1 protein-coding gene is annotated in these 1,952 nt (G+C 34.1%); it reads left to right on the forward strand.

Annotated features, from left to right (window positions below; translation table 11 throughout):
- Positions 1-1,780 (forward strand): hemagglutinin repeat-containing protein (locus QZZ48_RS15640; protein ID WP_294967184.1); only part of this gene is annotated, 1,780 nt, incomplete at its 5' end.
- Between the last annotated feature and the right edge of the window lie 172 nt (positions 1,781-1,952).

A 1,952-nucleotide genomic window follows, 5' to 3' on the forward strand; every position in this document is an offset into this window, starting at 1 on the left:
TATTAATACAAAAGAGAAAACAACTATAAAAGGTGCAACTCTTAATGCTAATGACTCTTTGACAATAGATACTAAAAATCTTGAAGTTGCATCTGTACAAGATAGTAGTAAAACAAGATCAAACTCTGTAGGGGTAAGTGCAGGTTTCGGTGCGAGTGGATTAAGCTCTCTTGGAGCAAATACTTCAAATGCTAACTCTAAGTCTAAACAAACTGTTTTAACAAGCTTAACAGGAAACAAGGTAGATATAACAACAGAGCAAGAAACAAAATTAAAAGGTGCTATCATAGCAGCAGTAGATAAGGTGAATGGCGAAGCCAGAGAGGGTGCCCTGGGGTATGCAGATGGAAAAGACAATGGACAACTAAACCTAAAAACAGATACTCTCTTAGCATCTAGCCTTAACAATACTCAAACTTCTAAAAGTACATCGGTAGGAATTAATGTAGGAGGAGCAGTACAAGATGCCAAAATCTCTAATGTAGGAATAGACTTTTCAAGTGACAGTACTAATGCAAAAACAAAAACATTAGCAACTCTTGGAAGTGGAAATATTCAAATAGGCAATGAAGAAGACTCTGATACTAAGATGCTAAATACTGATATAGCAAATAATGAAGTAGATATCTATAACGTGAGTAGTCATAAAGGTTTAAAGGGTGAGTTGGATACTAGAATGCTTAGTGAAGATGGTAGGAATCAGATAGCCCAAGACTTACTAAAGTCAGGTATGATAGTTGATACTATAACGCAAATAGTTACAAATGAAACAGTAGGTGTAAGTGATTTTTTCTCAAATACTGCAAAAGAGCACACTACATATGAAGCTATAAAAGAAGAAATAGCAAATGACCCAGCTTTAGCCAAAGCATTAAGTAACCCTGATTTGACTCCAGAACAAAAAGAACAAATGATGGATGATGTTACAGATACAGTAATGAAAAAACTAGGTTATGAAACACATGATAATAAACTAATAGCTACTGATGAAAAAGGAAGAGATAATAAAGATATAAAAGGTTATCATTCCCTAGAAACAAAAGACTCATACATAAATGAGAAAAATATAGAAAATGGAAACGAAGGGCTAATTCAAGTAGCAGGAACTGAAGCCCAACGCTCTATAGATAGACAAGAAGGCTCAACGTTTGACCAAAGCCAATCGTATAGAGATGATAGATCTGACTTTTCTCAAAATATAGGAGAAAATATAGCTTCATATACGAACTTTGCACTTAGTTCAACAGGTCAAAGTTCTATGACAAACTATAACAAAGGAAGAGTAACAACAACCCCATCAATCTTTAATACAGTAGCAGCAAACAATGCTGAGTTTGCTGGGTTGGATAAGAGTCAAGGGGATAATATGTTTTTTATACCTTTTGTTCTTTCATGGATTGGATTTGAGGATGACGCACATGCACCTATAGATGATAGAAAAATACCTGATAGTTATGAAGATGCTAAGGAAACTGGTAAAAAGATTATTAAAAGCATAAAAGAAGATCCAAAAAAATTTGCTAAAAAGCTTGGGGAAGCAGGTGTAGTTGCAGATGCAGCAGCTGCTGTTGGAATGGCTTCTAAGAATGTTAAAAAAACAACTATTCTAGCAACAATTGGAGGTTGGTTTGGTGCAATGTCTGAAGTATTTTCTCCCTCATCATCTGAAGATTTTGCACAGGATAGACAGATAGATAAAGCACTAGATTTAGTACAAGAACCTTATCGTACAACTGGAAAGATACTTATAAAAGAAAGTAAAAAGGCTATAAACAAATGATTGAAAACAAATGTAAACTTCTTAGCTTTAGCCTCATAGTTATATAAAACTATACTTAAATCTTTTAATTTTCATTCGCCAATTCCAACAACAAGTGCAATTTCCACCTAAATTAGCTAGCTAATCTTTTACTCATTTCACTGAAAAACACTTCATACGGAGTTTTGTATTT

Source organism: Sulfurimonas sp. (assembly GCF_016744025.1).
Taxonomy (GTDB): Bacteria; Campylobacterota; Campylobacteria; order Campylobacterales; family Sulfurimonadaceae; genus Sulfurimonas.